Annotated in this window: 2 protein-coding genes and 1 pseudogene; 2 read left to right on the top strand and 1 reads right to left on the bottom strand. The window is 51.5% G+C overall.

Annotated features, from left to right (window positions below; all coding sequences use genetic code 11):
- Together FHC48_RS22760 and FHC48_RS22755 are read left to right on the top strand one after the other, a co-directional pair.
- A pseudogene (locus FHC48_RS22760) lies at window positions 1-2,670 on the top strand (Tn3 family transposase); the annotation flags it as partial.
- Window positions 2,671-3,090: 420 nt separating this feature from the next.
- A complete protein-coding gene (locus tag FHC48_RS22755; RefSeq protein ID WP_220420615.1) occupies window positions 3,091-3,855 on the top strand; it encodes a hypothetical protein in 765 nt (254 codons plus the stop codon).
- Window positions 3,856-4,105: 250 nt separating this feature from the next.
- On the opposite strand, the gene FHC48_RS22750 is transcribed toward FHC48_RS22755, so the two are convergent.
- Entirely contained in the window at window positions 4,106-4,219 is a 114-nt protein-coding gene (locus FHC48_RS22750) for a replication initiation protein (RefSeq protein ID WP_071830769.1), read from the bottom strand.
- Window positions 4,220-5,481: the final 1,262 nt, after the last annotated feature.

Genomic DNA, 5,481 nt, shown 5'->3' with positions numbered 1-5,481 from the left:
ACGCCATATTTTCACCGAACGGCAGCGAGCAGCGCTGTTCGATCTGCCCACGGACGAACTGTCGCTACTGAAGTTCTACACGCTGGGCGATGATGACCTGGAAAACATTAGGCAGCGCCGCAGACCGGAAAACAGGATTGGCTTTGCCCTGCAACTTTGTGCCTTACGATATCCGGGCCGTGCACTGGCTCCTGGTGAGATGATCCCGCGTGAAGTCCTTTCCTTCGTCGGTGCTCAGCTTGGAGTTCCGGCTGATGCGCTTCTCACTTATGCCACACGGCGCCAAACCCGTCAGCAGCACATGGACACGCTGCGCGAAATTTACGGCTACAAGACCTTCACGGGCCGTGGTGCCCGTGATCTGCGGGAGTGGACTTTCGGCCAGGCCGAAGATGCCAGATCAAACGAGGATCTTGCTCATCGTTTTATTGTGCGGTGTCGGGAAACTTCCACCATTCTGCCCGCAGTATCGACAATCGAGCGCTTGTGCGCGGATGCTCTGGTCGCCGCTGAGCGGCGGATTGAAACGCGGATTGCGGAAAATTTAACAGCGGATGTTCGCGATCACCTGGACAAACTTCTGAGTGAAATGCTCGCCGGCAATATCAGTCGTTTCATCTGGCTTCGCAACTTCGAGGTTGGTAACAACTCGGCTGCTGCTAACCGTTTGCTCGACAGGCTCGAATTTCTGCGTACCCTGAATATCAATCATAGTGCTTTGGCCAGCATACCTGCCCATCGCATTGCCCGGCTGCGTCGGCAGGGTGAACGCTACTTCACCGACGGTTTGCGTGACATCACTTCGGACCGCCGCTGGGCGATCCTTGCCGTCTGTGTTGTGGAGTGGGAAGCGGCGATTGCTGATGCCATAGTCGAAACCCATGACAGGATCGTAGGAAAAACCTGGCGGGAAGCGAAGCGCCAGCATGACGAAACAATTTCCGGCTCTAAAGCCACACTCACGGATACGATCCGTACCTTCACGCGCCGGTCGCCGGACCATTGGTAGCAGCAGCTTTGTCGATCGGAGAGATGAAAGGTGTTGCATCGCCAGAAAGGCGTTTCCTGCGGCCCAGCTCCAAATGGAACCGTCATTTACGAGCTCAGGAAAAAGGAGATACCCGTCTTTGGGAAGTGGCGGTACTCTTTCACCTCCGGGATGCTTTTCGTTCCGGAGATGTCTGGCTCGCTCATTCGCGCCGCTATGGTGACCTCAAGCAGGTACTGGTGCCGATGATCGCGGCGCAGGAAAATGCAAAACTGGCCGTGCCTTCCAACCCACAGGATTGGCTGGCAGACAGAAAGGCGCGACTCACGATCGCTCTTAAGCGGCTGGCCCGGGCTGCCCGTAACGGCACTATTCCGCACGGTAGCATAGAAGATGGAACGTTGCGGATCGACAGGTTGACAGCAGACGTGCCGGATGGTGCCGAGGCACTCATACTGGATCTGTATCGCCGAATGCCGTCCGTTCGGATTACCGACATGCTGCTTGAAGTTGATGCAGCCCTTGGTTTCACAGATGCGTTTACCCATCTGAGAACCGGGGCTCCATGTCGCGACCGGATCGGTCTGCTCAACGTCCTGCTCGCTGAAGGGCTCAATCTGGGCCTGCGTAAGATGGCGGAAGCTACAAACACGCATGATTACTGGCAGCTCTCACGCCTTGCCCGCTGGCATGTTGAAAGCGAAGCCATGAACCAGGCATTGGCAATTGTGGTGGCCGCGCAGGGTAAACTGCCGATGTCACGCGTCTGGGGGATGGGCACGTCAGCATCGAGCGATGGTCAGTTTTTCCCGACAGCGCGGCATGGCGAAGTCATGAACATGGTCAATGCCAAATATGGTTCTGTTCCCGGCCTCAAAGCGTATACTCACGTAAGCGACCAGTTCGCGCCATTCGCTTGTCAGTCGATCCCGGCGACCGTGAGCGAGGCACCGTATATTCTCGATGGACTACTGATGAACGAGGTCGGTCGCCATGTTCGCGAACAGTATGCCGATACAGCAGGATTCACCGACCATTTGTTCGGAGCCAGTAGCCTGCTCGGCTACAATCTCGTTCTGCGAATCAGGGATCTGCCATCGAAGCGGTTGTACGTATTTAATCCCGATACGACCCCCAGGGAGTTACGCAAGTTGGTAGGTGGAAAAGCCCGGGAGGATCTTATCGTTGCGAACTGGCCTGATATTTTCCGTTGTGCCGCGACGATGACCGCTGGCAAAATCAGGCCCAGCCAACTCCTGCGCAAGCTCGCTTCTTACCCACGACAAAACAACCTTGCAGTTGCGCTTCGTGAAGTTGGTCGTATTGAACGGACCCTTTTCATTATTGAGTGGATCCTGGATACGGACATGCAGCGGCGTGCTCAGATCGGTCTTAACAAGGGAGAGGCCCACCATGCGCTCAAAAATGCGCTCCGTATCGGGAGGCAGGGGGAAATTCGCGATCGCACGACAGAGGGGCAGCACTACCGAATCGCTGGGCTCAATTTATTGACTGCGGTGATCATTTACTGGAATACCGTCCATCTTGGTCATGCCGTCACGGAGCGGCGGAACGAAGGGTTGGATGTTCCCCCTGAATTTCTTCCCCACATATCCCCATTGGGCTGGGCGCACATTCTACTGACTGGCGAATATCTTTGGCCCAAGGAACCGAAAGCTTAGGGTGTCATTTCGCCCTCAGCCGGAACCGACCCCTCATACGTCACTTTTACGTCAGTTCCATCCTCTGTGCCATTTGTACATCCGACCCCCTTCCTGAACGTGCTGAAAACGGTTTTTCCGGCTGTGCCGGCAACGCCTCACGGCCACGCAATAAATTGCGTCCCCGTTCACCGTTTTCGGGTAAGAAGAACATCGGAAACAGGACTTACCCCGGCTGAATGGCGTGAATTTCCGCGCTATGCACTTGCGCGCATACTCATGCATGCCGTAAAAACAGAGCCTGCGCGTTTCTGGCGGGTTTTCGGGTGGTTTGTTGCCTGTTTTACCGGTTTCCCGTCAGAAACGCTCTCAGAGCCTCTCAGGCGGTGCACGCAACGGATGTTATGTTGAATTCCTTTTTTATGGAGCTATGGAGCTAGCATGTTGGGAAAAATATGGTGTTCACTGATTACAGTTACTTTCACATTATTGGTTGGATGTGTTCCACAACCGAAACCGGTTGATAAATTTGATATAAACAAACTTCTTAACGTCACAGATAGTGAAATAACTACAGATCTTGCGATCCCATCACCCGCTCAACAAGACCCTATTTGGCAGACTTCCTTGTTGACAGGGCGGCAATTGAAGGAAGGGATTGACGCAGGAAAAATAAAGCGTGGTGATGTGTTTCGGGCAAAAATCGACCTGAAGTATACGATAGTCAATAAGTCTCAACTACCACCTGCACTTGACGTTTTCCGAAGTGTGTTAATAGGGGACCCATCAGCGTGGAATGATCTCATTGCTATTGATATATCTGACCCCAAGCATACCAAAACGGGGAAATATGTAGCCCAGAATGCTTTTGGCGCAAGAGTTAAGGTAGATGAGGTTAAATCAGAACGTTACTTATTGGCGCTTGATGCGGCGAATACACTATCGACTACAGCGATCAAAATGGGAGTTGAGGGATGTGCGGTAACAGAGGACTCTCTTAATTCCTTTGTGCTCGAGTACGTTGCTGAATTAGATGAAAGCACATACCAGCAGGAGAAAGGAATTATTCCTGCTGAATACAGTAGCCCTACAGATATTCGTATTAACAATTACTATTTCAAAGGGGAAGTTAGAGCTGCTCGATTGATTGACTCGACAACCGGGAAACCATACCCATGTAAGTTAAGTTTTATCATAAGGTATTAAAGATACACTATGCCGAGATTGATATGTTGACTCAGTTTTATAAAAGGATCTTCTTGAGATCCTTTTTATCTACGCGTAATCTCTTGCTCTGTAAACGAAAAAACCGCCTTGCAGGGCGGTTTTTCGAAGGTTCTCTGAGCTACCAACTCTTTGAACCGCGGTAACTGGCTTGGAGGAGCGCAGTCACCAAAACTTGTCCTTTCAGTTTAGCCTTAACTGGCGCATAACTTCAAGACTCTCCTCCTCTAAATCAGTTACCAATGGCTACCGCCAATGGCGATTTGTCGTGCCTTTTCGGGTTGGACTCAAGACGATAGTTACCGAAAAGAGCGTGGTAGTCGGACTGAACGGGGGGTTCGTGCATACAGTCCAGCTTGGAGCGAACTGCCTACCCGGAACTGAGTGTCAGGCGTGGAATGAGATAAACGCGGCCATAACAGCGGAATGACACCGGTAAACCGAAAGGCAGGAACAGGAGAGCGCACGAGGGAGCCACCAGGGGGAAACGCCTGGTATCTTTAAGTCCTGTCGGGTTTCGCCACCACTGATTTGAGCGTCAGATTTCGTGATGCTTGTCAGGGGGGCGGAGCCTATGGAAAAACGGCAGCGCCGTATCCTTTTTTTGCCCTGCTTGTCATGCCGTATGCCTTTGCTCTTATCCGTGTGCAGGTAACGCCCGCCGCAGCCGAACGGCAGGAGCGGCAGCGACCGAGTGAGCGAGGAGGCGTCATATCACCGTAACTCCCATTTTCTCCCTTACGCCCTGTAGCTGCATTTTCCCCTGTCACATGAAGCACTTTTATTAAGTGTTACTCCGCCGTAACATATTTAGCCAGTATACACTCCGCTAGCGCTACGTGACTGGTTCAGGGCTGCGCCCCGAAACCCGCTAACAACCTCTCAGCTACTGGATATCACCCCATGCCATCTGAATATGATGAACAACGGGATTCGACTGATACGCAGCTTCCCGGCGAATATGACCTTTTTGATTTAATGGCGAAGGTTACTGAAGAGAACCTGCATGCCCCTGTGGATTCTGGGCCGCCTGTCGGCCGGGAAGCGTTATAGCTTTTTTCGCTTGCCCGCGTACGTGGTAATACGCCGGTATTACATCTTATTTCTTTATTTTCATGTGATTACAGATGATTTTAATACTTGCGTATTACCGTAATAAACGGTGCATCCCATTTTTTTTATGTAATTCATGCAGTTGCGATGAAAATCGCGGCTGCGTTAGGTGTATGACCATTTTGAGGTTGAAAAATAATCAATCATGGCGGGTGATTTACGCAGGTTAAGGGGAGATCGTGACAAAAAAAAGCGTTCCTCACTGTATCGTTCATGCAGGCATGAACGGGTTATTCTTCCTGACTACAGAATTACATTGCTCCTTCAGTTCATACATCACTTTTACAACACTTTTACATCACTTTTGCATCATTCCTTCAGCCTATACATCACTTTTACAACACTTTTGCATCACTTTTACATCATTCCTTCAGCTCATAGGGGTCGGTTCCGGCTGAGGGCGAAATGACACCCTAAGCGTTAGCTCTGTGTCGTTGCACGATGTCAGCGACGGTATTCTTGCTGATACCGAGCTCGCGTGCGATCCAGCGATAG

This window comes from Enterobacter sp. EC_50 (genome assembly GCF_019584525.1).
In the GTDB taxonomy this organism is placed as follows: Bacteria; Pseudomonadota; Gammaproteobacteria; order Enterobacterales; family Enterobacteriaceae; genus Enterobacter; species Enterobacter roggenkampii.
Note: the sequence above shows the minus strand (reverse complement) of the source record. Positions and strands in the feature narration are given on the sequence as shown.